This is a genomic window from Isoptericola hypogeus (genome assembly GCF_039531145.1).
Classification (GTDB): domain Bacteria; phylum Actinomycetota; class Actinomycetes; order Actinomycetales; family Cellulomonadaceae; genus Isoptericola; species Isoptericola hypogeus.
Window position 1 is genome coordinate 275,857 of record NZ_BAAAPM010000008.1, and the last position, 25,659, is coordinate 301,515.

A 25,659-nucleotide genomic window follows, 5' to 3' on the forward strand; every position below is an offset into this window, starting at 1 on the left:
GCGGGTGACCGGCGGCGCGGGACGAGGGGGCGGTGACGCCCGCGCGGCGCGGCTGCGCCGGCGCTGGGACCGCGAGGCGTCGGGCTACGACCGCGCGTTCGCGGCCGCGGAGCGCCGCATGTTCCCCGACGTCCGCCGCCGGCTGTGCGCCCTGGCGCGCGGCGACGTGCTCGAGGTCGCCATCGGCACCGGCCTGAACCTGCCCCACTACCCGGCGGACGTCGTCGGGGCCCGCCCGGCCGGAGGTGCGGGCGGCCGCCTGACCGGCGTCGAGTGGAGCCCCGGGATGCTCGAGGTCGCCCGGGAGCGGGCCGGCCGGCTGGGGCTCGACGTCGACCTGCGACTCGGCGACGCGCAGGCGCTCGAGACCCCGGACGGGTCGTTCGACACCGTCGTGTGCACGTTCTCGCTGTGCGGTATCGCCGACCACCGTGCGGCGCTCGCGGAGATGGTGCGGGTGCTGCGCCCGGGCGGGCGGCTGCTGCTCGCGGACCACGTGGGCTCGACGTCCTGGCCGCTGCGGGCGCTGCAGGCCGCCGCCGACCTCGTGAGCGTGCCGTGGGCGGGCGAGCACTTCCGTCGCCGGCCCATGGCCTGGGTGCAGGAGCGGCCGCTCGTCGTCGAGCGGCACGAGCGCACCCGCGCGGGCGTCATCGAGTGGCTGGCCGCGACGGTCAGCCCGTGATCTCGAACCCGGCGCCCCCGACCGGCGGGAGGTGCTCGACGTCGACGCCCGCGACCTGCGCCCCGGGCGGCCCGGTGCGCAGGAAGTTCAGCATCGCGTCGACGTCGGCCCGCTCGCCCTCGACCTCGGCCTCGACGCGGCCGTCGGGCAGGTTGCGCACCAGCCCGGTCACGCCGCGCGCCGCCGCGGCCCGTGCGGCCGCCCAGCGGAACCCGACGCCCTGCACGCGGCCGGTCACGACGGCACGCACCCGGACGGTCATCCCGCCAGGCTAGCCACGCCGGCCGTCAGAAGTCGCCCAGGTCGCCGAGGTCGTCGAGGATCCCGCCGAGCACCATGCCGCCCAGCACCGCCCCGAACACGTCCGAGCCGGAGCCGCGCCGGCCGCCGTAGCCGCCCCCGTAGCCGCCGCCCTGGCGCGGCCCGTTCCAGCCGCCGTCCCAGCGCTGGCCGTGCCCGCCGCGGGCGATGTCGCGGTGGGCGAGCGTCGCGGCCTCGGCGGCGAGAGCCGCGGCGCGCCGGGCCGCCGCGACGGCGCGCTCCGGGTCGTGCTCGGCGCGGGCCGCGGTGAGCTCCCGCTCCGCCTCCGCCAGGCGGGTGCGGGCGTCGGGACCGACGGGCGCGCGGTAGTCGTCGACGACGGCGCGTGCGGCGGCGACCTGCCGCTCGGCGTCGTCCAGGGCGGGGGCGAGCTGGGCCGACATGCGGCGCTGCCGCTGGTCCCGCTCGACCTGGTCCGCCACGGCGTCGTCGAGCGCGGTGTTGGCCTCGCGGACGCGGGACAGGGACGCCACAGGGTCGGCCGGCGCGCCCGGCGCCGGCAGTGCGGCGAGCGAGTCCTCGAGCGCGGCGATCGCCGTGTCGACCCGCCCGGCGCGCTGGGGCGCGGGCAGGGCCCGCGCCTGGGCGAGCTCGGTCCGCGACTCGGCGACCATCGCCCCGAGCGCGGCCTCGGCGCGCAGCGCCTCGGACTCGAAGTCCGCGACCGCGACGAGCAGCCCCTCGGCCCGGCGGACCGACTCCTCGGCGGCGCGCGCCGCGGCCCCTGCCTCGCCGGTCTGCTGGGCGGCCAGCCGCCGTCGCGCCGCCGCGGTGCTCCGCGACGCGAACTCGAGCAGCCGCTCGGCCTGCTCGGGGTTGTCGGCCACCGGCCGCAGCGCGTTGTCGCTGTACGACGCCCGCAGCCGCGCGACGTCGTCGTGCGCGTCGGCGATCCGCGCCCGCACCTTCGTGACCTCGCCGTCGACGCGCTCGAGGACCTCCGGCGTCGCGCGCACCGTGGTGCGACGCGCGGACAGCCCGGAGTCGAGCTCGTCGAGCAGGCCGTCGGCGGACCGGCAGAGGTCGACGACCCGGGAGAACCACTCCCGGCGCTGTTCCTCGGTGTCGGGCACGTGGTCGTGCAGTAGCTGGTGCAGGTGGAACGCCTCGCCGAGGCGCTCGCGCGCCCGCCGCAGCAGCGGCGCCAGGTCCGCGGTGTCCCGCTCGCCCAGCTCCGCGACGGCGAAGGACAGCTCGTCCTCGGCCAGCCGGGCCCGCTCGTCCGCGCGCACGAGGGCCGACCCGGCCGCGGTGCCGAGCCGCTCGAGCTCGTCGCTCACCGCCCGCTCACGCGCCGTGCGGCGCCGGCGGAGCCAGACCGCCACCACCGCGATCGCGGCCACCGCCGCGATCACCACCCCTGTCACGATCCCGACGATTTGCCCCGCGTCCATGGACCGCATCGTACGGGGCCGTCCGCCGGTGCCGGTGCCGGGCCCGGACGCCCGCCCCGGCCGGCACCGGGTCCGGGCGCCGCGCGGGACGCCCGGACCCGGCCGCGGCCTCAGCCGCGCCGGCGGCTCGCGCGCAGCGCCACGAGCACGCCCGCGCCGCCGAGCACGACGACGCCGCCCGCGATGCCGAGCGCGACCAGCAGGTCGCTGGAGCCACCGGCGGACGCGGACGGCGCAGCAGCGGCGGCGTCGTCCGAGTCGGCGGCCTGCGTGCCCGCCGACCCGCCGCACGACACCGGTGCGGGCGCGGCGCTCGCCGCGCCGTCGTCGGTGCCGGCGTCGTCGCTCCCCGCGCCCGCCTGGGCGTAGGTGAACGCGAACTCCCCGCTGGTGGGGTGCCCGTCGGCCGACACGATGCGCCAGGTGACGGTGTACTCGCCGGGCTCGTCGATCGACACCGGCACCGCGACCGTGCGGTCCTGCGCGGCCGGGCAGCCCGTCGCGTGATCGTCGCCGCGGGCGTCGGTCACCTGCACGACGGTGCTCGAGGAGTCCGCACCCAGCTCGAGCACGACGTCGTCGAAGGTGACGGACACCTCCGCGGGCGCCTGCGTGACCGTGGACCCGACGCCCGGCGAGGTGCCGACGACGACGTTGTGCGCGGACGCGGGGGCCGCCCCGAGCGACACGGCGACCAGCGTGGCCGCCCCGGTCGCCAGGAGCGTCGCCCCGGCGGCGGCGAGGACGCGCGTGATCGCCGGGGGGCGGCCACGGCGCGCGGTGGCGCCCGTCATCGGTGGGCCCGGCGCGTGCGCGACAGGGCGACGACGCCGGTGACCGCGCCGACCAGGCCGAGGCCCAGGCCGACGGCGCCCAGCGTGAGCGCGACCGTGTCGGAGGAGCCGCCGGAGGCGGCCGTCGTCGAGCCCTCGGAGCCGGACGCCGCGTCGGCGCCGTTCGAGCCCGCGCCGTGCGCGTCGCCCTCGGCCGGCGTGACGGTCAGGACCGGGGCGGGGTGCTCCGGCTCGGAGCCGTCCTCGGCGGCCGGCTCGTCCCAGGCGACGACCTCGCCGTCGGAGTAGGTCTGCGTCGCGGGGAGCAGGAGCTCGCCGACGCCCTCGGGCACGGCGCCGGCGGAGATCGTGAAGCGCAGGAACTCGCCGGGGTCGATGGCGGCCGCGTCGTCGTCCGCGGTCCACACCACCCGGCTGGGGGCCTCGGTCACCTCGGTGCCGTGCACCTCGACGGGCTCCGGCAGGGGGGCCTCGGTGACCGTCGCGGTCCAGCCGGGGACGGGCTCGACGGAGACGCTGGTGAACGGGGTGTCGGTGGGCAGGTCGACCGCGACCTCGGTGGTCGCGGCGGTGGCGGACTCGTTCGGGACCTTGAAGGTCAGGGTGGCGTAGCTGCCGGCGGCGGCCTCGCCGGGGGTCACGGTGACGTGCGCGGACGCGACGCCGGCGGACAGGACGACGGCCGCGAGGGCGGCGGCGCCGAGGACACCGCCGCGCGTGACGGCACGACGAGAGACGGTACGGAAGGACGGCATGACGATTCTCCTGGGACGAGGTGCAGTGGGTCGCTGACGGGGCCTGCCGGTCCCGGCGACCGTGCGGTGCGCCAGGAGGGGTCAGGCCGGTGCGGCGACGCGCGGGGGGCCGCGCAGCCGCAGCCCGGCGAGGCCCAGCCACGTGCGGGGGACCCAGGAGGTGCCGCGGGCGGGCCGGCGCGGGCGCCCGGGGCCGACGGGCGCGGCGAGCGCGCCCGCGACGAGCAGGACGACGGCGCCGAGCCAGACGAGCAGGCTCCCGGCCGCGCGGTCGCCCGCCGCCAGCAGCAGCGCGGTGACCAGGACGGCGACCGCGTGGGCGGCGAGCATCAGGGCACCCGCGCGCGGGTCGTCCCCGTGGTGGAGGTGCGTGGGGTCGAGGCCCGTCGGGAACGCCAGCGACCCCGGCGTCGGAGCCGGTTGACCCGCGTGCGCCGCCGGGCCGGCAGCCGCGGCCGACCCCGTGCCGGGCCCGGTCGAGGAGGCCGCCGACGCGCCGGCCGTGGCCATGAACGACAGGGCGGTGTGCTGCACGACCTGCAGCACCGCCATCGCCGGGAGCAGCCGCGGCAGCGTGAGCCGCCGTCGGGCCGTCCAGACGGCGACCGGGAGGGTGAGCGCCACCGTGACCACCCAGCCCGCCACGGAACCGGGCAGCGAGCCGCCCCCGAACAGGTGCGCGGCGGCCGCGATGCTCAGCGTCGTGCTGGCCACGAGCAGCTCGCGCACACGACGGACGACCACAGGCACGCGCTCACCCTACCGGCGACGACCCTCGCGGCCGGTCGCCGGATCCCGACCGCCGGCGCCCGGCCCCCGTGCGGCACGTCACACCCCCAGTCGTGAGACGGGCCGCGCCAGGGGCGCACGGCCCGCGCTACGGTGGCGGCGAACGACACGGGGTGCATCCCGTCGCCGTCGCGACCGAGCGGTCGCGGCGTCGCCGCGGTGCTGAGAACACACCCGTCGAACCTGATCTAGCTCGCACTAGCGAAGGGATGTCGGCATGAACGTGCCCTTGCACGGCGACGACGCCGCACCAGCCACCCGACCGAACCTGCCGGAGAACGCCCCGGACGACGCCCCGGACGACGCCCTGGACACGGCCGCGCTGGTGAGCGCGTCGGCCGACCTCCTGGACGACCTGCGCGCCCAGGCGCCGCTGGTCCAGGTCGTCACCAACTCCGTCGTCACGAACGTCACCGCGAACGTGCTCCTCGCGCTGGGGGCCTCCCCGGCCATGTGCGACGTGCCGGGGGAGGCGGGCCCGTTCGCCCGCGTCGCCGACGGGCTGCTGGTCAACCTCGGCACCCCGCACGCGGAGCAGCGGGCGGCCGCGCTCGAGGCCGCGACCGCCGCCCGGGAGGCGGGGACCCCGTGGGTCCTGGACCCGGTCGCCGTCGGGTCCCTGCCCGTGCGCACCCAGCTCGCCCACGCCCTGCTGGCGCACCGGCCGACGGTGGTGCGCGGCAACGCGAGCGAGGTCCTCGCCCTGGCGGGCGCGGGCGCGGGCGGACGCGGCGTGGACACGACCGACACCCCCGAGGCGGCCCTGCCCGCCGCTCGCCGACTCGCCGCCGACGCCGGGAGCGTCGTGGCGGTGAGCGGGCCGGTGGACGTCGTGACGGACGGCGACCGCGTCGTGCGGGTGCACACCGGGCACCCGCTCCTCACCCGGATGACCGGCGGCGGGTGCGCGCTCGGCGCGGTCATGGCGGCCTTCGCCGGGGTGGCGCGCCGCACGGGGCGGACGCCGGCGCAGGCGGCGCTCGCCGCGACGGTCGCCTACACGCTCGCCGCGGAGCGGGCCGCCCGCGCCGCCCGCGGCCCCGGCAGCTTCGCCGTCGCGCTGCTCGACGAGCTCGACCGGCTGCGCGGCGAGGACGTGCGCCACCGGGCGCGCGTGAGCGCGGGCGCCGTTGTCGTCCCCGCGCTCGAGGCGGAGGACGCCCGATGAGCGCCCCGGCGCCGAGCCAGTTCGGCCTCGACCTGCGCACCTACCTCGTCACGGACACCGCGCTGTGCGGCGACCGCGGCGTGGCCGACGTCGTGCTGGCGGCGCTCGCGGGCGGCGTCACGACCGTCCAGGTGCGGGACAAGGCGGCCTCGGGCCGGGACCTGCTCGCCCTCGTCGACGCCGTCGCGCGCGCGGTGGCCGGCCGCGCGACCGTCCTGGTGGACGACCGGGTGGACGTCTTCCTCGCGGCGCGGGCCGCCGGCGCGCCGGTGCAGGGGGTGCACGTCGGGCAGCGGGACCTGCCCGCCGCGGCCGTGCGGCAGCTGGTCGGGCCGGTGAACCCGGACGGCACCCGCACCGTCGTGGGGCTGTCGGCGAGCACGGCCGCCGAGCTGGCGGCAGCGCACGCGCTGCCGGCGGGCACCGTCGACTACCTGGGCGTCGGCGCCGTCCGGCCCACGACGACGAAGCCCGACCACCCGGCACCCCTCGGCGTCGACGGCTTCGCGGCCGTCGCCGGGGCGACGACGCTGCCGTGCGTGGCGATCGGCGGCGTCACGGCCGACCTGGTGGGTCCGTTGCGGCGGGCGGGCGCGGCCGGTGCTGCCGTGGTGTCCGCCGTCTGCGCGGCGTCCGACCCGGCCGCGGCCGCGGCCGACCTCGCGGGCGCGTGGGAGGCGGCCCGATGAGCGCCGCGGCGACGGACGCGACGACCCGCGGCGCGACCGCAGCCGGCGGGGGAGCCGTCGCGCCCGGGCGGACGGTGCCGCGCGTGCTCGCGGTCGCGGGCTCCGACCCGTCGGGCGGCGCCGGGATCCAGGCGGACCTGAAGTCGATCGCCGCGGCCGACGGGTACGGGATGACGGCGGTCACGGCCCTCACGGCGCAGAACACGCGGGGCGTGCGCGGCGTGCACGTGCCGCCGCCCGCGTTCCTCGTCGACCAGCTCGCCGCCGTGACCGACGACGTGACGATCGACGCGGTGAAGATCGGGATGCTCGGCTCGCGCGACGTCGTGGCCGTCGTCGCCGACTGGCTCGACTCCCTGCCGCGGGGTGCCACGCGCGTGCGCCCGGCCGTCGTGCTCGACCCCGTGATGGTCGCCACCAGCGGCGACCGGCTGCTCGACGCGGGCGGCGAGCGGGCCGTGACCGACCTGCTCGGTCGCGCCGACGTCGTGACGCCGAACCTGCCCGAGCTCGCCGTCCTGCTGGGCGAGGAGGTCGCGGGCGACTGGCCAGCGGCGCTCGCCCAGGCGCGCCGCCTGGCGCGCCGGCACGACGTGCTCGTCGTCGCCAAGGGCGGGCACCTCGACGGGGACGTCGCGCCCGACGCGCTCGTCGGGCCGGACGGCGTGCTGGCGCAGGTCGACGCGCCTCGCGTGGTCACGACGTCCACCCACGGCACGGGGTGCTCGCTGTCCAGCGGCCTGGCCACCCGGTACGCCCGTCGCGGCGACTGGGAGACGGCGCTGCGCGAGACCAAGGCCTGGCTGACGTCCGCCATCCGTGCGGGCGCGGCGCTCGCGGTCGGTGAGGGCAACGGCCCCGTCGACCACCTGGCCGACGCGCGGCGCCGCACGCCCGACGAGGGCCCGAGGGCGGCGGGAGGCGTCGCGCGGATGCTCGCGGGCGCACACGAGGGCGTGGGCGGCGCGGAGCTCGTGGCCCAGTGGTGGGCCGACGCCGCCGGTGTGCGCGCGCAGATCGACGCGCTGCCGTTCGTCCGCGCGCTCGGGGACGGGACGCTGGCGGCCGAGCACTTCCGGTACTACCTGGAGCAGGACGCGCTGTACCTGCGCGAGTACGCCCGCGCGCTGGCGCGGGCGAGCGAGCTCGCGCCCTCGCGGGCCGAGCAGGCCTTCTGGGCGGGCGGCGCGCACGGCGCGCTGGTCACCGAGCTCGACCTGCACACCACCTGGCTGGGCGGCGAGCCGCGGGACGTGGCCGTCAGCCCGACGACCGGCGCCTATCTCGACCACCTGCGCGCCGCCGGGCGCGACTACCCCACGCTGGTGGCCGCCGTCCTGCCGTGCTACTGGATCTACCAGGACGTCGGGGAGCGGCTCGCGGCCCGCCAGCACGACGCGCACCCGTACGGCGCGTGGCTGGCGACGTACGGCGACGAGGCGTTCGCCGCGGCCACCCGGGAGGCGGTCGCGATCCTGGAGCGCGTGGCCGGCGCCGCGGGCGCGGAGCAGCGGCACCGCATGGCCGCCGCCTTCGCCCGCGCGTGCCGGCACGAGGTGGCGTTCTTCGACCAGGCGCACGCCTGGGGGCCGCCGGGCGGGTGATCCGGGCAAGCGTGTCGGTGGCCGGTGCGAGAATACGGGTGATGCCCGACACCGCCTGCAGCCCGAGCTCGTCCTCGGCCGACACGTCCGACAGTCCCTCCTCTCCTGATCGCGTCCCTGACCGGGGCGCCGGCCGGGAGAGCGCTCGCCCGGCGTCGCCGCCGGGCGGACCGGCGGGCGGCGCCGGCCCGGCGCCGGGCGCGGCGCCGGCCCCCGCCGCCCCGGCGGGCTCCCAGCTGTCCACCTGGGCGTCCGTGCGCCGCCTGGCCCCGTACGTGCGCCCGGCCGTGCCGCGGCTGGTGGGCGGCCTGCTGTCGGCCCTGGGCGCGAGCCTCGCGGCCCTCGCGATCCCGCGCGTGCTGCAGGCTCTGGTCGAGGGGCCGCTCGCCGAGGGCGCGGCCGCGCACGACCTGGGCGCGCTCGTCGTCCCCGTGGTCGCGGTGCTCGTGCTGGGTGTCGCCGAGGCCGGCTTCGTGCTGCTGCGCCGCAACCTCGTGATGTACCCGGGCACGCGCATCGAGGCCGAGATGCGGCTCGCGCTGTTCCGGCACCTGCAGGACCTGCCGGTCTCGTTCCACGACCGGTGGCCCGGCGGCCAGCTGCTCAGCCGCATCATGGGCGACCTCGGCCTCCTGCGGCGCTGGCTGATCTTCGGGCTGCTGCAGCTCGTCGTCTCCGCCGTGACGATCGTCGTCGGCGTGGCCCTCCTGCTCGGCACCGCCGGGTGGCTCGGCCTGGTCTACCTCGCGGGCGCGGTCCCGGTGACGATCATCGCGTTCCGGTTCTCGCGCCGGTACCGCGTCATCGCGCGCCTCTCCCAGGACCAGTCGGGCGACCTCGCGACCACGGTCGAGGAGTCGGTGCACGGCATCCGCGTGCTCAAGGCCTTCGGCCGCGGGCGCGACGCACTGGAGTCGTTCACCGGCCAGGCCGAGCAGCTGCGCCGCACCGAGATCCGCAAGGCCGGCAACCAGGCGACGGTGACGACCTCCCTGCAGCTCATCCCGGAGGTCACGCTCGCGGTCTGCCTGGTGCTGGGCTCCGTGCTCGCGGCCCGCGGGCAGATCACGCTCGGCGACCTCGTCGCGTTCTTCCTCACGGCCGCCGTGATCAACGGCCCGGTCGTGGACCTCGGCATGACGTTGTCCATGACCCTCAACGCCCGCACCGCGGTCGACCGCTTCTGCGAGGTCATGGAGACGCCGAACCCGCTCGCCGACCCGGCCGACCCGGTCCGGGTCGGGGCGGTGCGCGGCCACGTCGAGCTGCGCGACGTGACGTTCGCCCACGAGGACGCCGCGACGCCCGTCCTGGAGCACCTCGACCTCGAGCTGCCCGAGGGCACCACGACCGCGCTGGTCGGGCTCACGGGCTCGGGGAAGTCCACCCTGGCGATGCTCGTGCCACGCATCGCCGACGTCACCGGCGGGGCCCTCCTGATCGACGGCGTGGACGTGCGGCGCATGCGCCGCACCGACGCGCGGCGGGCCGTGGCGGTCGCGTTCGAGGACCCGACGCTGTTCTCCGCGTCGGTGCGCGACAACGTGCTCCTCGGCGTCCCCGAGTCCGGGCCCGACGCCGTCGGCGAGACCGAGCGGGAGCGCCGCCTGCACGAGGCCCTCGAGGTCGCCCAGGCGGGGTTCGTCGCAGACCTGCCGGAGGGCGTCGAGACGCGCATCGGCGAGGAGGGCCTCTCGCTCTCCGGTGGTCAGCGGCAGCGGCTCGCGCTCGCGCGGGCCATCGCCGCGCGCCCCGCCGTCCTGGTCCTCGACGACCCGCTCTCGGCGCTCGACGTCACGACCGAGGAGGCCGTCACCACCCGGCTGCGCCAGGTGCTCGCCGGCACCACCAGCCTCGTCATCGCGCACCGGCCCTCCACCGTGGCGCTCGCCGACCGGGTCGCCGTCCTGCAGGACGGCCGCATCTCCGCCGTCGGCACGCACGCCCACCTGCTCGCCACCGACCCGCACTACCGGTACGTGATCTCCAACCTCGAGCAGGACTGGCAGGACGCCGACCACGCCGACCGCACGGGCGACGACGAGGCGGACGAGCCCGACGAGCACCCCGAGCCGAGACCCGACGCCCGCCACGACGACACGGAGGCCCGCCGGTGAGCGCCCCGACCCCCGCCCCCGCAGCCACGCCCGGTCCCGATCGGCGTCCCACCGACGCGACGGCCGACGACGCGACCCGCCTCGACCGCGACACCTCGAAGGCCGTCCGCTCCCGCTCGCTGCGCCTGCTGGGAGAGCTGCTGCGCCCGCGCACCCGCGCACTGGCGTGGGCCGGCGTCCTCGTCGTCCTGGGCACCCTCGGCCAGGTCGCCGGCCCGTGGCTGGTCTCGCTCGCCATCGACGACGCCGTGCCCGCGCTGATGGACGGCGACGCCTCCACGCTCGTGATCGTCGGGTCCGCCTACCTCGTGGCCGCCGTCGTGGGCGGGATCTGCGCCGGGGCCTACGTGCGGGCCGCGGCCCGCATCGCCCAGAGCGTGCTGCTCGACCTGCGCCGCCGGGTCTTCCGGCACACCCAGCTGCTGAGCTTGGAGTTCCACGAGTCGTACACGTCCGGGCGGATCATCAGCCGTCAGACGTCCGACCTCGAGGCGCTGCGCGAGCTGCTCGACGGCGGCCTCACGGGCGTCGTGTCGTCCCTGATGCTCATGGTCTTCACCGGCCTGGCGCTCTTCCTGCGGGACTGGGTCTCCGGTCTCGTCCTGGTCGCGGCCCTGATCCCGGCCTGGCTGCTGACCCGCTGGTTCCAGAAGCACTCGCAGCTGCACTACCGCGAGCAGCGCACCACCTCGGCCCGCCTGATCGTGAAGTTCGTCGAGACGATGACGGGCATGCGCGCCGTGCAGGCGTTCCGCCGCGAGGCCACCACCGAGGCGGAGTACGCACGGCTCGGCGAGGAGTACCGCGACGCGAACCTGCGGATCTTCGGCGTCAACGGCCGCTACCAGCCGGGCCTCGTGCTCATCGGGAACGTGGCGGTGGCGGCGGCGCTCGCGGTCGGCGGCTGGCGGGTCTACCAGGGCGCGCTCGACGTCGGCGTGCTGGTCGCGGCCCTGCTGTACGTCAAGCGGTTCTTCCAGCCGATCCAGCAGCTCGGGATGTTCTACAACTCGTTCCAGTCCGCGACGGCCGCCCTGGAGAAGGTGTCGGGCCTGCTCGCCGAGGAGCCGACGGTCGTCGAGCCGCGCCGTCCCGTCGCCCTGCCCCGCGCGCGGGGCGCGCTGCGCCTGGCGGACGTGAAGTTCCGCTACGGCGCCGGCCCGCTCGTCCTGCCCGACCTGGACCTGACCATCCCGGCCGGTCAGACGATCGCGCTGGTCGGTACCACCGGCGCGGGCAAGTCCACGCTCGCCAAGCTCGTCACCCGCTTCTACGACGCGAGCTCCGGGCGCGTGCTGCTCGACGGCGTGGACGTGCGCGACCTGTCCACGACGGACCTGCGCCGCGCCGTGGTCATGGTGACCCAGGAGGCGTACCTGTTCAGCGGGTCGGTGCGGGAGAACATCGCGCTCGGCCGCCCCGACGCCACCCAGGCGGAGATCGAGGCCGCGGCGCGCGCCGTCGGGGCCCACGACTTCGTCATGGCGATGCCGGACGGGTACGACACCGACGTCAACAAGCGCGGCGGGCGTGTCTCGTCGGGCCAGCGCCAGCTGCTGTCCTTCGCGCGTGCCTTCCTCGCCGACCCCGCCGTGCTCGTGCTCGACGAGGCGACGAGCTCCCTCGACATCCCGGGGGAGCGGCTGGTGCAGCACGGCCTGCAGACCCTGCTCGCCGACCGGACGGCGATCATCATCGCGCACCGGCTCTCGACCGTCGCGATCGCCGACCGGGTGCTCGTGATGGAGCACGGGCGCGTGGTGGAGGACGGCCCGCCCGCAGAGCTGGCCGCCGGCGACGGCCGGTACGCCGCGCTCAACGCTGCGTGGCAGAGCTCGCTGGTCTGAGGGAGCTTCGGGGCCGCTGTCGCCGCGGAGCCTCCTGACGATTGCCGCCCGTCGGCGAGACCCGAGCGTCACGCGTGGCGAGGGAGACCCGGGCAAGGGCTGCGGGCCTGGCGCCCGCTGCCCTGCAGGTCGACGTAGTGCCCGATGACGGTTCCCGCCGCGGAACGATCACCGGGTGCAACGTCGACGGTCGCCGGCGTCGCGCCGTCGCCACACTGACCGCGTCGGCCGCGCGGGCCCACGCGGGCTACCGTGCTCGGCCGGGGAGGTCGGCCAGCCGAACGGGGTCGACGAGCACGCCGACCTCGTGCCGCACCCACCAGTCGCCGGAGCGGCGCCGCTCGTCGGGCGTCGAGTAGCGGTAGCGGAAGAGTCGCAGGCGCACCCACCGGGGCCGCTCGCCGTCGAACGGGTCGGTTCGCAGCAGGCGGAGCGTGGCACGGTCGGCCTCCAGCAGCCGGCGGCACAGGAGGCCGATCCACGGCCCGGACACCCCGAGCGGGACGAACCACAGCACCCAGTCGAGCCGGAGGTGGTACGGCGCCACCTGCGGCGGACGGCGACGCACGTCGCCCGGCTTGCCGCGGAATGCGTACTCGCGCCAGTCGTCCGGGCCCGGACGCTCGGCGAGCGAACCCTCGACGATCACCTCGTCGCGCCGCCGGGTGACCGACCCGAACGCGCCGTAGGCGTTCACGAGGCGCAGGGGCTCGAAGCTGGCGTTCATCTTTTGGTGCCTCGAGGCGAGGTTGAGCGCGGGGCGGACCGACAGCGTGAGCAGGACGGCGGCGACGAGCGCGACCACCACGACGTACGTCGCCGGGGACCCCGCGACGGGCGTCCCGAACCAGCCCCCGCCGACCGCGGCGGTCGCCGCCGGCCCGCGGCCCAGCCCCACGACGGACCCGAGCGCCGCCCACACGCCGTCGGACACCATCGCCGCGCCCAGCACGATCGTCGCCCAGTTGAGCCACGCGAAGTTGCCGGTCAGCACGAGCCAGCCCTGCGTGAGCACGACGACGGCGCCGGCGACGCTCGGCAGCGGCTGCGGCAGCCACAGCAGCCACGGCACGAGCAGCTGGGTCACGTGGTTGCCGACCACCTCCGTGCGGTGCCACCAGCGCGGCAGGTGGTGGGCGTGCCAGCTGAACGGGCCCGGCATCGGCTGGGTCTCGTGGTGGTAGTCGAGGGCGGTGAGGTTGCGCCAGGCGGGGTCGCCGCGCCACTTGATGAGGCCGGCGCCCAGCTCGAGCCGGAAGAGCAGCCAGCGCACGGCGACCACCAGCACCACGGGCACCGGCACGTCGGGGGAGCCGAGCCACGCCACGAGGAACGCCGCCTCGCACAGCAGCGTCTCCCAGCCGAACGAGTAGAAGCGCTGCCCCACCTGGACGATCGACAGGTAGGCCGCCCAGCACGCCAGCAGCACCGCCGTCGTGACCCACCACGGCCCGAGCTGCGGCACGCCGACGACGACCGTCGCCGCGCCGAGCGCGCCCGCGCCGGCGACGACGACCAGCCGCCGGTCGGAGTAGCCCGCGTGGAACACCGACGGCGCGTCCCGGAACCGCACGCGGGCGACGAACCGACCCACCGGTTGCAGCCCGCGCTCGCCGAGCAGCGGCCGGAACTGGTTCAGCGCCTGGATGAACGCGAGGCACAGCAGCACGGCGGTGCCGCGCTGCAGCAGCTCACGGGCGACGTCGTAGTCGTCGGTGGCCCACCAGCCGCCGAGCCCGGTCGTGAGCCCCGTCGCCAGCTCCGTCGGCATGCTCCGACGCTAGCGACGCGCGCCGGTGCTCGACAGCCGGGGCCTCACGCCTCGACGACGGCCCCGGTGAGCGCGCGTCCCGCCGCGACCAGGCGCGCGACGAGCGCCGCGGCGGGCGGCGTCGGGGCGCCGACGGTGAGGGCGAGCACCCGGCGGGCGGCGCCGGGCAGCCGGTCCGTGCGGACCCCGGGGTTCCGGTGGGCGCGCAGCGCGAGCTCGGGGAGCACGCTGACGCCCGCGCCGGCCGCCACCAGCGCCTGCACGGCCACGTAGTCGTCCGTCTCGAAGGCGATGCGCGGCGCGAACCCCGCGGCGGCGCAGCGCGCCACGAGGTCGGCGCGGCAGCGCTCGCAGCCGGCGATCCAGTCGGCGTCCTCCAGGTCGGCGAGCGTGGGCGCGCGGGCCTCGGAGGGGGCCGAGGAGCCAGCAGGTCGCACGAGCGTGACGGGCTCGTGCCACACCTCGGTGACCTCGAACCGGGACAGGTCGGCGACCGACCGTGTGTGCCGCACGTCGGTGTGCTCGAAGACGAGCGCGACGTCGACGTCGCCCGCCGCCAGCGCCGCGACGGCCTCGGGGGGCTCGGCCTCGACCAGGCCGACGCTCAGCCCGGGATGCTCGCCGCGCAGGCGCGCGACGGCGTCGGGCACGAGGGTGGCGAGGGCGGAGGGGAACGCGGCGAGCCGGGCGCGTCCGGCCCGCAGCCCCGCGAGGGCGTCGAGCTCGCGGCGCGCGCCCTCGACGCGGCCGAGGATCTCCTCGGCACGGTCGGCGAGGAGCCGCCCGGCCTCGGTGAGCCGCACCCCGCGGCCGGCGCGGCGCAGCAGCGGCAACCCCGCCTCGGCCTCCAGCCGAGCGAGGTGGTGGCTGACCGACGGCTGCGCGTAGTGCAGCTCGCGGGCCGCAGCCGTCACAGAGCCCGTGCGGGCGACGGCGGCGAGCACCCGGAGGCGGGTGAGGTCGAGGTGCGCGGGCGTCGCCGCGCCGGGTGCCACGGTCATCGGTCCAGCCTAGGCACCATGTATCGAGGATGTCGATCCTGCCGAGCGACAACACGCATTGGACCTATGCGTCGCCGCCCGCCCATGCTGGCAGGCATGAGCAGCCCGAGCGCCGTGCCCGCCCCGACCCCGGCGGCCGTGCCCGCCCCGCCCACCCTGCGCGACGTGCTGGACGCGGCGCGCCGGCTCGACGGCCTCGTGGTCCGGACCCCGGCCCTGGAGCACCCCGAGCTCGACCGGGCCGCCGCGGACGCCGGGGCCCGGGACGCGAGGCTCGTGGTCAAGCACGAGAACCTGCAGCACACGGGGGCGTTCAAGGTCCGCGGCGCGCTGAACCTGCTGCTGGGCCTCGACGCCGAGGAGCGGCGGCGCGGCATCGTCGCCTACTCGACCGGGAACCACGCGCAGGCGCTCGCGCACGCCGCCCGGCACACCGGCACGCGGTGCACCATCGTCATGCCCACGGACCCCAACCCCGTCAAGGAGCGCGCGGTGCGCCGCCTGGGTGCCGACGTCGAGCTGCACGGCAGCACGTTCGACGACGCGCGCGAGCGGGCCGCGGAGCTCGCCGAGACGTCCGGGGCGCGCCTGGTAGGGGCCGCGAACGAGCCCGTGCTGGTCGCCGGCGTCGCGACCGCCACCCTGGAGCTGCTGCAGCAGGCGCCCGACCTCGACGTGCTCGTCGTGCCCGTCGGCGGCGGATCGGGCGCCGCCGCCGCGTGCCTGGTCGCGGCGGCGATGGCGCCCGGCCTGGAGGTCGTCGCCGTGCAGGCCGCCGCCTCCCCGGCCGCGCACGACTCCTGGCGCGCGGGCGAGCTGCGCACCGCGGCCAACACCACGCGCGCCGAGGGTCTCGCCGTCGGCTGCGGGTTCGCCCTCACCCAACGGGTGCTGCGCGAGCGGCTCGCGGACTTCCTGCTGGTGTCCGACGACGAGATCGCCGCCGCCCAGCGGGCCTACCTCACCGCGGCCCGCACCGTCGCCGAGGGGGCCGGCGCCGCCGCCCTGGCCGCCGTCCTGGTCCACCCCGACCGGTTCGCGGGCCGCCGCGTGGGCGTCGTGTGCTCGGGCGGGAACGCCAGCGAGCCGGAGCTGCGGAGGGCGCTGGACGCCTGAGGGGCGACGACCCGGCCAGGCCGCTCGGCGGGTGCGTGCCCACCGGCCGGGGCTACGCTGCCGAGCATGGCCCGCTACCTCGACGTGCACCCCGTCGACCCGCAGCCCCGGCTCGTGGCGCAGGTGGTCGCAATGCTGCGGGACGGAGCCCTCGTCGCCTACCCGACGGACTCGGGCTACGCGCTCGGCTGCCGGGTGGGCCAGCACGACGGCACCGAACGGATCCGCCAGATCCGGCACCTCGACGCCAAGCACCACTTCACGCTGGTCTGCGCCGACTTCGCCCAGCTCGGCCAGCTGGTGATCCTCGACAACAGCGCGTTCCGCGCGATCAAGTCCACGACGCCCGGCCCGTACACGTTCATCCTGCCCGCCACCTCCGAGGTGCCGCGCCGCCTGGCGCACCCGAAGAAGCGGACGGTGGGCGTGCGCATCCCCGACTCGCGCGTCGTGCAGGCGATCGTGCACGAGCTGGGCGAGCCGCTGCTGTCTTCCACGCTCATCCTGCCGGGCGCGGAGCAGCCGCTCACCGACGGCTGGCAGGTCAAGGAGGAGCTCGACCACGTCGTCGACGCGGTCGTGGACGCGGGGGACGTGGCCGCCGAGCCCACCACCGTCGTCGACTGGTCCGACGGATATCCGGAGGTCGTGCGCGTCGGTGCCGGCGACCCGGCGCGCTTCGAGTGACGACGCGCGGGTCGCGACGGGGGTGAGACGGCGCCGCGCGAGGGCCGCCGCGACCCGGTGAGACACCGGTGGCACGGCCGCCGGCGCCGGTTAGGGTGCTGGCCATGAGCGACCGCGGACTCGAGCTGGCACGGACCAAGATGACCGAGGCGGGCGTGGCGCCCGCGGCGGTCGAGACCTTCTCCCGGTTCTACCGGCTGCTGGAGTCGGGGGAGTCCGGCCTCGTGCGGGAGGCCGACGTCGAGCCCCTGGAGGACCTGCCGCGGCATGCCGACCTGCACGTCCCGGCCGCCGACGCCACCGACGCGCTCGCCCGCACCGCGATCATCAAGCTCAACGGCGGACTGGGCACCTCGATGGGCATGGACAGGGCCAAGTCGCTGCTGACCGTCCGCCGCACCGACGCCGGGCAGGACCTGTCCTTCCTCGACGTCATCGTCCGCCAGGTGCAGGCCGCCCGCGCCGCCACGGGCGCGCGGCTGCCGCTCGTCCTCATGAACTCGTTCCGCACCCAGGACGACTCGCTCGCCGCGCTCGCGAAGCACGACGGCGTCGCGGTGGACGGGCTGCCCCTGGACTTCCTGCAGAACCGCGAGCCCAAGCTGCGCGCCGACGACCTCGAACCGGTCGAGTGGCCCGCCGACCCCTCGCTCGAGTGGTGCCCGCCCGGCCACGGCGACCTCTACCCGGCCCTGCACGCCTCCGGCCTCGTGCAGGCCCTGCTCGACGCCGGCTTCCGCTACGCCAGCGTCTCCAACTCCGACAACCTCGGTGCCGCCCCGGACGCCGAGATCGCCGCCTGGTTCGCGGCGTCGGGCGCGCCCTACGCCGCGGAGATGTGCCTCAAGACGCCCGCCGACGTCAAGGGCGGGCAGCTCGTGGTGCGCAGGTCCGACGGGCGCATCGTGCAGCGCGAGACCGCGCAGACCCACCCGGACGACCTGGACGCCGCGCTGGACCCGACCGTCCACCGCTACTTCCACACCAACAACCTCTGGTTCGACCTGGAGGCGCTCGCGGCCGAGCTCGACCGCACGGGCGGCGTGCTGGAGCTGCCGCTCATCCGCAACGACAAGACGGTGGACCCCACCGATCCCTCGTCGCCCGAGGTCGTCCAGATCGAGTCCGCCATGGGCGCCGCCGTCGCGGTGTTCGAGGGGGCGACGGCGATCGAGGTGGGCCGCGAGCGGTTCCTGCCCGTGAAGAAGACGTCCGACCTGCTGCTCATGCGCTCGGACGTCTACGAGCTCACCGGCGACTACCGGCTCGTCGCACGCGCGAGCGCCCCGCTCGTGGAGCTCTCGGGCACGTACAAGACCATCTCGCGCTTCGACGAGCGGTTCGCCGCGGGCGCCCCGTCCTTGCGGGGGGCGTCGTCGCTCACGGTGGACGGCGACTGGTCGTTCGGCGCGGGGGTGCGGGTCGTGGGCGAGGGCGTGCTCTCCGACGCGGGGGAGCCGGCCACCGTGCCCGACGGCGCGACCGTCGGCCCGTCGGGCGTCGCCACCTCCTGACCGCCGGAGGTTGTGAGCATGATTTCGGCCCACTTCCAGGTCTGGAAGTGGGCCGAAATCATGCTCACAACGAAGGAGCGGGGAGGTCGACGACGCGGTCGGCGCCCGCGACCGGGGTGAGGGTCCCGGCCGACGCGGCGGCCAGGTCCTCGCGCAGCCGTCCCAGCTCTCCCGGGGGCACGAGCAGCGTGAACCGCGCGGCCTCGGCGTAGGCGACGCCGTCGAGGAGGGCGTCGTGGGCGCCGCTCCAGTCGCGCAGCAGGTGGTCGATCCGGCCGGCGTCGGCGTGCGGCACGTCCAGGGTGACCTCGGTCCGCGTGGCACGACGCAGCAGCAGGCCCGAGGCGGCCGCGTCGTCGAGCGCGGCGGAGACGGCGCCCGAGTAGGCCCGCACGAGGCCGCCGGCCCCGAGCAGGACGCCGCCGAAGTACCGGCTCACGACCGCGACGACGTCGGTGACCCGCCGATGGCGCAGCACCTCGAGCATCGGCACGCCCGCGGTGCCCGACGGCTCGCCGTCGTCCGAGGACCGCTGCGCGTCGGCGTGCGCCCCGACGACCAGCGCCACGCAGTGGTGCCGGGCGTCCCACAGCTCCTTGCGCACCCGCGCGACGACGGCGTCCGCCTCCTCGACGGAGGCGGCGGGGGAGAGGTGGGCGAGGAACCGGGACCTCTTGATCACGAGCTCGTGGTCGACGGCGGCGGCGAGGGTGCCGGGCAGCGGCTGGGCGTCGGCGGCACGGGGAGGGCTCACCGGTCGAGGGTACGCGGGACACGCCGAGGCTGACGCTAGGAAAAAGTGTGCCAAGCGACGAGGATCGACCCATGAGCACACGCGAGAGGCCCGCCATGGCCGCGACGACCGACCCCGCGACGGACGCCGCGGTGACGGCCGGCCGGTACCCGCGGCCGCCGGTGTCGCTCGAGGAGGCGGAGTGGGTCTGGCGCGAGCTGTCGGTGGAGGCGCTGCGCCCGGGGGGCAAGCCGGAGGTCGTACGGCTGGCGGTGATCGCCGGCCTGACGCGCGCGACGGGCGCGCGGTACGGCGACCTGCTGCGCGTGCGCGCCGAGGACCTGGACCTGGGCCCCGAGCCCGGTGCGGCGACCCGGCGCGCCAGGGCCCACGCCGGGCCCGAGGCGGGGGAGGGGAGCGTCGTCGTGCGGCACGGCAAGCACCGCACGGTGCGCGTGCACCGGCTCCCGCCGGAGGTCGTGCTGCTGCTGCGGCACTGGATGGTGGTGCGCACCGAGCTCGCGGCGGAGCTCGAGGGCTCCGTGCCGCGCGCCCTCCTGCTGACCGTGCACCACACGCACGACAACGGGACCACGGTCTCCAGCGGGCTGCCCATCACCCGCCAGGGGCTGGTGCTGTCGTGGCGGAGGTTCGTGCATCGCACCAACGCGCGGTTCGGGGCGGTGCGGCCGCCGCTGCCCACCAGGTTCGAGCAGGTACGACGGGCGTGGGTCGAGGCGGGGGTGCACGACCCGGGCCGCGAGGAGCCGACGACCCTCGAGGCAGGGCGGGAGTCCGTGCCCCGGGCCTGACCCGCGAGCGCATCACGGCGAAGACGCCGCGGCGCATCTCGTACGCGTCGAGAGAAATAGTGTGCCAAGCGCCGAAACCCACCCCGACCCACGCTTCAACCCACCCAGCCAGGAGCGGGGGACCCAGCCCGGCGTTCGAGACCGCGAAGGGGACTCGTCGGACGGCGGCGGTGGGCGCGACGGAGAGCCCACCGCCGCCGTCCGCGGCGTCAGGACGTGGCGATGCCCAGGAGCGGCGCGGTGGGGGAGTGCGAGGGCAGCTCGTGGAAGCCGTACCGGTCGTAGAACGCGCGCGCCCCGGTGTTGTTCGGGTCCATGCCCAGGTGCACGCCGGGGACGCCCCTGCCGGCGAGCGCGGCGCGCAGCGTGTCGAGCAACGCGCGCCCGAGGCCCTGGCCCTGCGCCTCGGGCAGCAGGTCGATGTGCAGGTGGGCCGGGTAGCGGTCGAGCTCGTCGTCGGTGATCCCGCGGACCATGCGGGTGGGGTCGGCCCCCGCGGTCAGCAGGTCGGCCTCGGCGAAGCGCGGCTGCGCGCCCGTCGGCGAGACGCCGGGGGCGGGGTGGCGCGCGGCGAAGCCCGGTCCCCAGGCGCGCTGCCACCACGCGACGAACGCGCGCGTGTCGGGGACGCCGATCACGTAGCCGACGAGGCGTCCGTCGTCGACGCGCAGCACATCGTCCGCGGGGTCGTCCGCGGGGTCGTCGGAGGCGTCGTCGGCAAAGGGGCGCACCACGACGAACGCCAGGTCGGGGGAGTGCTCGAGGTACGGCAGCGCGAAGACCTCGGGCATCAGCAGGTCGTCGGAGTAGAGCCCGCGCGCGTCACTGCCGCCGGCGGCGGTGCGGGTGCAGACCTCGGCGACGGCGGCCCGGTCGGTGGGGCGAGAGGTTCGGATCACGGGGACATCATGCCGGGGGCGGGGCGCCGCGCGAGGAAAAGCGCCGCACCCCGCCCCGACGGGCAGCCCGGTGTCGGGTCAGCCCGTGGCCTTCTTCTGCTTGGCCTTGCGTGCGGCCCCGAGCTCGGTCGTCGCGCCCGACGTCGACAGCTCGCCGCCGGCGCTCTCGAGGTGCGCCCGCACGAACCAGTGGAACAGCTCCAGGTCGTGCAGGTGGCCGATGAGGAGGTCGTTCGTCACGTCGTCGACGCCCTCGGTGTCCTTCGCGGCCTTCCGGTGGGAGGTGATGACGCCCTCGTACACCTCGTCGAGCGCCCCGAGGTGCTCGATGGCGGTCGCCCGTCCGAGGTGGTAGTCGTCCCACGTCCGCGCCTTCACCAGCGCCCCCGGCGTGCCGACGGGCGAGACCCCCAGGGTCGCGATGCGCTCCGCGACCGCGTCCGTCATCGCACGCACGGCGTCGACCTGGGGGTCGATCATCTCGTGCACGGCGATGAAGTGCGGTCCCACCACGTTCCAGTGCACGTGCTTGAGGGTCAGGTGCAGGTCGGTGAGCGAGTTCAGACGCTCCTGCAGGATCCGGGCGACCTTGTCGCCGGCCGCGCGGGTGAGGCTCGGCACGGTGTAACGCGGCAGGTCCTTGCGGTCAGCCATCGGGGGCTCCTCCTCGTCGTGTCTCGGTGTCTCGTCACTCGCCATCGTGACGCCGGACGACGAACCACGCGAGCGCAGCCAGGGCCGCCACGCCGAGCGCGAGGAGGCCCTCGACGGGCCGGCCCGCGAGCGCCCAGGCGCCGAGACCGAGCGCCGCGCCCGTGCCGGCCACCACGAGGTCGCGGGCGCCGGCACGGCGGAGGGCCGCGAGCTCCACGCGCGTGCGCGGGCCGACGTGGGCAGCCCACCAGCCGAGGCGGACGGCGGCGTACCCCAGCGGGGCGAGCCAGAGCGCCGCGGGGTCGAAGGGCGCCGCGGTGGAGCCGAGCAGGATCACGGCCGCCGCCGCGACGGCCGTGTGCCCCGGCCCGGGACCCGGGCGGGCGGCGGCCCACGCCGCGAGGGCGAGCGCCAGCAGGACCGCCGGGGTCGTCGGCAGTCCGGTCCGGCCCGCGGCGAGGAGCACGAGCGCGGGGACCGCGACCGCGGCGGCGGCGTTCAGCAACCAGCCGGGCACCCAGCGCCCGAGCGTCAGGTCGACGGGCGGGAACGGGCGCCGCGAGCGCCGGAGCGGGAGCCGGAGGGGGCGCCACCGGGCGGCGGACTGCCCCGTCATCGGTGGCCGCCCGTGGAGACGCGCGGCGGGGGCGGCGCCCCCGCGTGGCGTTCGGCGGCCCGGACCAGGGTCTCGAGCACGACCGGCGCGGTCTCGCGCGCCCGCCCCGCCCACCGCACCACGGGGACACCCTCGGCGGCGAGACGACGCAGCCGGTCCTCACGCTCCATCCTGGTGACGCGCCACGCCATGCGCATGTGCTCCTCGGTGGCGGGCCGGACGTCGGGGAGCGTGTCGACGACGACGACCTGGTGCCCGTGCGCGTGCCACGCGCGCACCATGGCGAGGGGCTCGTCGTCGAGGGCGGTGGTGAACAGGTAGACGATCGCGTCGGCGGGCAGCCGGGGCGGGCGCAGCCGACGGGCCGGGGAGCCGACCGCGCGGCTGAGGGCGAGGGCGTGCAGCACCCGGCGCAGGTGGCGTCGCCCGGACGCGGGCGGCAGGGGGTGCCGGCTGCGCCCGAGGTCCTCGAGGCCGACGCGGTCGCCGGCCGCGACGAGCGCCCCGGCGACGGAGGCGGCGGCGTGCCGGGCCAGGTCGAGCGAGGTGGCCTCGTCGACGCGCTGGGTGCCGGTGCCGCGCCAGGTCCGCAGGTCGGGCCCGACGTCGTCGCGCGAGTCGAGCACGAGGACGGCGGTGGCCTCGGCGGTCGCGTAGGTGCGCCGGACGTAGAGGGTCTCGAGGTCGGGGGAGCGCCGCGCGGTGGTGCGCCAGTCGACGCGGCGCAGCCGGTCGCCCGGGGTGAAGGGGTGCACGTCGCGCAGCTCGTCCCCGTCGCCGAGCCGGCGCGCGGTGTGGGGCCCGGTGAGGCCCTGCAGGCGGCGCGGCAGCGGAACGCGACCCAGCGGCATCGCCGTCGGGAGCACGATCCGGTCGGGCGCCGTGACGGTGGACGCGTCGCTCACCGTGGTGCCGCCGCCCGCGATCGCCTGGACGTCGCCGCGGAAGGTCCGCTGCGGGCCGGTCCGCACGGTGTGCAGCCGCAGGTCGAGCGCGCGCCGCCCGGCCGGGAGGACGACGACGGTCGGCCGGTGCCCGGGGGCGCTCACCCGCGCGAGGACGAGCTCGGCGGCCGGGGGCGGGTCGAGGATCAGGGTGGCGGTGAGCTCGCCGGGGGTGGCGGGCCGGTCGTCGGCCGCGAGCTCCGCGCGGGCCGGGGTGGCGGGCGGCGGCGCGCCCCACGCCCCCGGCCGTCCGGTCCACACGGCGCCGACGAGCAGCGGGACGCCGAGCAGGGCGACGTCGGCGCGGCCCGTCAGGAGCCCCAGGCCGAGCACGAGCACGCCGGTCGCGATCCCGGCCACGGCGTAGGGGCTGCGGGCCCAGCGCCCGGTGCCGGGGCTCGCCGGGCGCTGGGCCCGCGCGCCGATCCGCTCGACGTCGGCCGGCGGACGCAGCTGGTGCCCCGCCGGCTCGGTCCCGCTCATCCCGCCTCGGGCGCGACCGTGGCCGGGCCGGGCACCGTGGCGAGCAGCTCCCGCACCACGTCCTCGGCGCGCACGGCCGACGCCCAGGCGGTCGGGGTGAGGGTGAGCCGGTGGGCGAGCACCGGGACGGCCACGCGCTTGACGTCCTCGGGCAGCACGAAGTCGCGCCCGTCGAGCACGGCGACGGCCCGCGACACCAGCAGCAGGTTCTGCGAGCCGCGGGGGCTCGCCCCGACCTCCAGGGCTGGGTGGCCGCGGGTCGCGGCGGCCAGGTCGACGCAGTAGGCCGCGACGTCCGGGTCGACGGTGGTCGACTCGACGCCGGCCTGCATCGCCCGCACGGCGGCCGCGTCGGTGACCCGCGGCACGGGCGCGGCCTCCTGGCGGCGTGCGACGCGGCGCAGCAGCACCTGCCGCTCCTGGTCGCGCGTCGGGTACCCGACGGACAGGCGCACCATGAACCGGTCGAGCTGCGCCTCCGGCAGCGGGTACGTGCCCTCGTACTCGACCGGGTTGGACGTCGCCATGACGTGGAACGGCGCGGGCAGGGGGTGGCTCACGCCGTCGACGGAGACCTGCCCCTCCGCCATGGCCTCCAGGAGCGCCGACTGCGTCTTGGGCGGCGTGCGGTTGATCTCGTCGGCGAGGAAGAGGCCGGTGAACACCGGGCCCGGGCGGAAGACGAGCTCCCTGCTGGCGGGGTCGAAGACCGTCGAGCCGGTGATGTCGCCCGGCAGCAGGTCGGGGGTGCACTGCAGGCGGGCGAAGTCGAGGCCGAGCGCGCCCGCCAGGGACCGTGCGGCGAGGGTCTTGCCGAGGCCGGGGACGTCCTCGAACAGCACGTGCCCCCCGGCGAGGACCGTGGCGAGCGCGAGCTCGAGGGTGTCCCGCATGCCGACGACGGCGGTGCCCACGGCGTCGAGCACCCGGTCCCCGAGGGCGGCCACGTCGGCGGTGGTCAGCGTCGCCGGCGCGAGCCCGTCGTCGGCGGGGGAGGTCGTGGGGCGCGTCATGCGGGGGTCCTCTCGTCGGGGTCGGGAGCGCGCGGGGACGGCGCGTGGAGCCGCTCGACGGCGTCGAGCCAGCGGTGCACCTCCACGCGGGAGGCGGGGCGCCCGGCCGTGAGGCCCGCGACGACGTCGGCTCCCAGCAGCCGGGCGGCGGCGTCGCGGCGCGCGTCGTCGTCGAGGTCGACGCCGTGCTCGGCGAGCCTCGACGACGCGAGCGCCACCACGCGGCGGCGCATCCGGTCCCCGACGGCGCCGCTGCGCGTGAACGTGGCCCAGCCCAGCTCGCTGACGTCGGTCCGGGCGCCGTCGCGCCGGTCGTCGGGCACGGCCGGCCACGGGGGCTCCGTCCCCTCGTCGAGGGCGCGCCACACGTGGACGACGGCGGCCACCACGACCACCACCAGCGCGGCGTGCACGGGGTCGAGCACCCCGAACCCCGCGAGCAGGCCACCGGCCGCGAGCGCCGGCAGCGCGGTCGGCAGCACCGCCCGCCAGCCGTGCCGGCCGCTCATCACGGGGCCCCCGGGACCCGGCTGCGGTGGGCGTCGTCGAGCGCGCGGGCGACGTCGCGCAGGGCGTCCCGGGCGCGGGCGACCTGGCCCGGCCCGACGGGTCGGCGGGTGAAGCGCGCCTCCGCGTAGAGGGCGCGCAGCTCCCGGACGCGCGCGGCGGGCGCGGGGGTGTCGGCCAGCAGGCGGGTGGCGAACTCCGTGGGCGTCTCCGCGGGGTCGCGGGCCGTGCCGCGGGTGGCGGCGGCGTCCTCGAGGCTGACCCAGGCGGCGACGACGGCGTCGTGCGGGGTGGCGGCGCCGTCCACGCGCCGCAGCGCCTGCTGGACGGCGTCCTGCAGGTCCGTGAGCGCGATGGCGGGGGCTGCGCCGGGCGCGACGCCGCCCGGGGCGGGCGGGTCGTCGCCGTCCTCCTCGGCGGGTGCGGCGAGGGAGGCGAGGTAGCGGCGCGCGAGCAGGACGACCAGGAGGACGATCAGGAGGGCGCCGGCGACGGCGAGGACGATCGCCACCACCGTGAGGGTCTCGGGCGTCCCCTGCTCCGGGACGGCGCCGGACGACGGGAGCGGGGCCTCCTCCCGGACGGGGAGGTCGGTCGCCGCGTCCGGGAGGACGACGTCGGGCACGCTGACGCGCCACGGGGTGGCGGTGGCGGACCCGACGACGACCAGGCCGGCTAGGAGCAGCACGAGCAGTCCGCGCACCGCGGGGGGCGTCGTGCAAGGTGACCGCTCCGGCATGGTCGAA

The 25,659-nt window shown here is 77.1% G+C and carries 25 protein-coding genes and 1 riboswitch; of the genes, 10 read left to right on the top strand and 15 right to left on the bottom strand.

All coding sequences use genetic code 11. The features are described 5' to 3' along the window. Positions 1 to 4 precede the first annotated feature (4 nt). A complete protein-coding gene (locus ABD254_RS16910) occupies positions 5 to 685 on the top strand; it encodes a class I SAM-dependent methyltransferase (RefSeq protein WP_344249794.1) in 681 nt (226 codons plus the stop codon). On the opposite strand, the gene ABD254_RS16915 is transcribed toward ABD254_RS16910, so the two are convergent. The 5 genes from ABD254_RS16915 to ABD254_RS16935 all read right to left on the bottom strand — a co-directional run bounded on the left by ABD254_RS16915 (position 675) and on the right by ABD254_RS16935 (position 4,699). Next, positions 675 to 947, bottom strand: a complete 273-nt coding sequence (locus ABD254_RS16915; RefSeq protein ID WP_344249796.1) for an acylphosphatase — start codon at positions 945 to 947, stop codon at positions 675 to 677. The two genes, ABD254_RS16910 and ABD254_RS16915, sit on opposite strands and share 11 nt — an antisense overlap. Before the next feature lie 25 nt (positions 948 to 972). Further along, positions 973 to 2,400, bottom strand: a complete 1,428-nt coding sequence (locus tag ABD254_RS16920; RefSeq protein ID WP_344249798.1) for a coiled-coil domain-containing protein — start codon at positions 2,398 to 2,400, stop codon at positions 973 to 975. A 110-nt stretch (positions 2,401 to 2,510) separates the two neighbouring features. Further along, positions 2,511 to 3,194: a copper resistance CopC family protein gene (locus ABD254_RS16925; RefSeq protein ID WP_344249799.1), complete on the bottom strand. Its 684-nt coding sequence runs from the start codon at positions 3,192 to 3,194 to the stop codon at positions 2,511 to 2,513. After that, positions 3,191 to 3,949, bottom strand: coding sequence for a YcnI family copper-binding membrane protein (locus tag ABD254_RS16930; RefSeq protein ID WP_344249800.1), 759 nt, complete (start codon positions 3,947 to 3,949; stop codon positions 3,191 to 3,193). Before ABD254_RS16930 ends, ABD254_RS16925 begins: the two co-directional genes overlap by 4 nt. 81 nt (positions 3,950 to 4,030) lie before the next feature. Beyond that, positions 4,031 to 4,699 (bottom strand): hypothetical protein, encoded by a 669-nt coding sequence (locus tag ABD254_RS16935; protein ID WP_344249801.1) that lies wholly within the window; start codon positions 4,697 to 4,699, stop codon positions 4,031 to 4,033. A 138-nt stretch (positions 4,700 to 4,837) separates the two neighbouring features. Continuing rightward, a riboswitch (TPP riboswitch) is annotated at positions 4,838 to 4,965 on the top strand. On the opposite strand from ABD254_RS16935, the gene thiM reads away from it, so the two are divergent. The 5 genes from thiM (at position 4,956) to ABD254_RS16960 (ending at position 12,163) form a co-directional block, all read left to right on the top strand. Beyond that, on the top strand, positions 4,956 to 5,906 hold the full coding sequence (gene thiM, locus ABD254_RS16940; protein WP_344249803.1) for a hydroxyethylthiazole kinase: 951 nt from the start codon (positions 4,956 to 4,958) through the stop codon (positions 5,904 to 5,906). Its footprint overlaps the riboswitch before it by 10 nt. Next, entirely contained in the window at positions 5,903 to 6,595 is a 693-nt protein-coding gene (gene thiE, locus ABD254_RS16945; protein ID WP_344249805.1) for a thiamine phosphate synthase, read from the top strand. The genes thiM and thiE overlap by 4 nt, the downstream gene beginning before the upstream one ends. Next, positions 6,592 to 8,199, top strand: coding sequence for a bifunctional hydroxymethylpyrimidine kinase/phosphomethylpyrimidine kinase (locus ABD254_RS16950; RefSeq protein WP_344249807.1), 1,608 nt, complete (start codon positions 6,592 to 6,594; stop codon positions 8,197 to 8,199). Before thiE ends, ABD254_RS16950 begins: the two co-directional genes overlap by 4 nt. Positions 8,200 to 8,240: 41 nt before the next feature. Further along, entirely contained in the window at positions 8,241 to 10,316 is a 2,076-nt protein-coding gene (locus ABD254_RS16955) for an ABC transporter ATP-binding protein (RefSeq protein WP_344249809.1), read from the top strand. Further along, positions 10,313 to 12,163 (top strand): ABC transporter ATP-binding protein, encoded by a 1,851-nt coding sequence (locus ABD254_RS16960; protein WP_344249810.1) that lies wholly within the window; start codon positions 10,313 to 10,315, stop codon positions 12,161 to 12,163. The genes ABD254_RS16955 and ABD254_RS16960 overlap by 4 nt, the downstream gene beginning before the upstream one ends. A gap of 247 nt (positions 12,164 to 12,410) precedes the next feature. On the opposite strand, the gene ABD254_RS16965 is transcribed toward ABD254_RS16960, so the two are convergent. Together ABD254_RS16965 and ABD254_RS16970 are read right to left on the bottom strand one after the other, a co-directional pair. Next, on the bottom strand, positions 12,411 to 13,934 hold the full coding sequence (locus tag ABD254_RS16965; RefSeq protein WP_344249811.1) for a lipase maturation factor family protein: 1,524 nt from the start codon (positions 13,932 to 13,934) through the stop codon (positions 12,411 to 12,413). A 44-nt stretch (positions 13,935 to 13,978) separates the two neighbouring features. Further along, positions 13,979 to 14,935: a LysR family transcriptional regulator gene (locus ABD254_RS16970; RefSeq protein ID WP_344249813.1), complete on the bottom strand. Its 957-nt coding sequence runs from the start codon at positions 14,933 to 14,935 to the stop codon at positions 13,979 to 13,981. A 96-nt stretch (positions 14,936 to 15,031) separates the two neighbouring features. Between ABD254_RS16970 and ABD254_RS16975 the strand changes: the two genes are divergently transcribed. The 3 genes from ABD254_RS16975 (at position 15,032) to ABD254_RS16985 (ending at position 18,252) form a co-directional block, all read left to right on the top strand. After that, positions 15,032 to 16,051 (top strand): threonine ammonia-lyase, encoded by a 1,020-nt coding sequence (locus ABD254_RS16975; RefSeq protein ID WP_344249815.1) that lies wholly within the window; start codon positions 15,032 to 15,034, stop codon positions 16,049 to 16,051. Between the two features lie 66 nt (positions 16,052 to 16,117). Beyond that, entirely contained in the window at positions 16,118 to 16,738 is a 621-nt protein-coding gene (locus ABD254_RS16980) for an L-threonylcarbamoyladenylate synthase (protein WP_344249817.1), read from the top strand. A 104-nt stretch (positions 16,739 to 16,842) separates the two neighbouring features. Beyond that, complete coding sequence (locus ABD254_RS16985) at positions 16,843 to 18,252, top strand: UTP--glucose-1-phosphate uridylyltransferase (RefSeq protein WP_344249819.1); 1,410 nt, start codon at positions 16,843 to 16,845, stop codon at positions 18,250 to 18,252. 64 nt (positions 18,253 to 18,316) lie between these two features. Here ABD254_RS16985 and ABD254_RS16990 read toward each other — a convergent pair whose 3' ends face one another. Continuing rightward, a complete protein-coding gene (locus ABD254_RS16990) occupies positions 18,317 to 19,006 on the bottom strand; it encodes an IMPACT family protein (RefSeq protein WP_344249820.1) in 690 nt (229 codons plus the stop codon). A gap of 71 nt (positions 19,007 to 19,077) precedes the next feature. On the opposite strand from ABD254_RS16990, the gene ABD254_RS16995 reads away from it, so the two are divergent. After that, the gene (locus ABD254_RS16995) at positions 19,078 to 19,797 is read left to right on the top strand and encodes a hypothetical protein (RefSeq protein ID WP_344249821.1); all 720 of its coding nucleotides are present in this window, start codon (positions 19,078 to 19,080) and stop codon (positions 19,795 to 19,797) included. A gap of 209 nt (positions 19,798 to 20,006) precedes the next feature. Here the strand turns inward: ABD254_RS16995 and ABD254_RS17000 are convergent, their stop codons facing one another. From ABD254_RS17000 to ABD254_RS17030, 7 genes are all read right to left on the bottom strand, one after another. Continuing rightward, positions 20,007 to 20,696 carry a GNAT family N-acetyltransferase gene (locus ABD254_RS17000; protein WP_344249822.1) on the bottom strand — a complete coding sequence of 230 codons (690 nt, stop codon included), beginning with the start codon at positions 20,694 to 20,696 and terminating at the stop codon, positions 20,007 to 20,009. Positions 20,697 to 20,774: 78 nt separating this feature from the next. Further along, positions 20,775 to 21,350, bottom strand: coding sequence for a Dps family protein (locus ABD254_RS17005; protein WP_344249823.1), 576 nt, complete (start codon positions 21,348 to 21,350; stop codon positions 20,775 to 20,777). Positions 21,351 to 21,384: 34 nt separating this feature from the next. Beyond that, positions 21,385 to 21,966: a hypothetical protein gene (locus tag ABD254_RS17010; RefSeq protein WP_344249824.1), complete on the bottom strand. Its 582-nt coding sequence runs from the start codon at positions 21,964 to 21,966 to the stop codon at positions 21,385 to 21,387. Then, complete coding sequence (locus ABD254_RS17015) at positions 21,963 to 23,393, bottom strand: DUF58 domain-containing protein (protein WP_344249825.1); 1,431 nt, start codon at positions 23,391 to 23,393, stop codon at positions 21,963 to 21,965. The genes ABD254_RS17010 and ABD254_RS17015 overlap by 4 nt, the downstream gene beginning before the upstream one ends. Then, positions 23,390 to 24,406: an AAA family ATPase gene (locus tag ABD254_RS17020; protein WP_344249826.1), complete on the bottom strand. Its 1,017-nt coding sequence runs from the start codon at positions 24,404 to 24,406 to the stop codon at positions 23,390 to 23,392. The genes ABD254_RS17015 and ABD254_RS17020 overlap by 4 nt, the downstream gene beginning before the upstream one ends. Beyond that, the gene (locus tag ABD254_RS17025; protein ID WP_344249827.1) at positions 24,403 to 24,915 is read right to left on the bottom strand and encodes a hypothetical protein; all 513 of its coding nucleotides are present in this window, start codon (positions 24,913 to 24,915) and stop codon (positions 24,403 to 24,405) included. The genes ABD254_RS17020 and ABD254_RS17025 overlap by 4 nt, the downstream gene beginning before the upstream one ends. Next, positions 24,915 to 25,652, bottom strand: coding sequence for a DUF4129 domain-containing protein (locus ABD254_RS17030; RefSeq protein ID WP_344249828.1), 738 nt, complete (start codon positions 25,650 to 25,652; stop codon positions 24,915 to 24,917). Before ABD254_RS17030 ends, ABD254_RS17025 begins: the two co-directional genes overlap by 1 nt. Positions 25,653 to 25,659 lie beyond the last annotated feature (7 nt).